This window comes from Rhizobium ecuadorense (genome assembly GCF_001187535.1).
GTDB lineage: Bacteria > Pseudomonadota > Alphaproteobacteria > Rhizobiales > Rhizobiaceae > Rhizobium > Rhizobium ecuadorense.
On the sequence record NZ_LFIO01000911.1, the window covers coordinates 1 to 280 of the forward strand.

The following is a 280-nucleotide window of genomic DNA, read 5'->3' on the forward strand; positions in this document are numbered from 1 at the left end:
CCGTCGCCCTTGCAGCGTCGAGGCGCACGCCGGAGGCGCTGGCTGAAATTGCCCGCGCCTACGACAACCTCGAAAACCTGGTGACGGACGATGCCGAGGTCGAAGCACGCGCCGATTTCGAGTTTCACCTTGCGATCGCCCGCGCCACCCGCAATCCCCACTTCCCGAGTTTTCTGGAAGCGGTGATAGAGAGCATCAATTTCGACCTCGTGCTCAAGCATCGCCAATCGGCGCGCAGCTACAGCACCTACCTGAAGAAGATCAACAAGGAACATGCCGC

The 280-nt window shown here is 60.7% G+C and carries 1 protein-coding gene; it reads left to right on the top strand.

Annotation, left to right across the window (positions count from 1 at the left end):
- A partial coding sequence (locus tag AF337_RS15965; RefSeq protein WP_152971101.1) for a FadR/GntR family transcriptional regulator occupies positions 1 to 280 on the top strand: 280 nt, incomplete at both ends.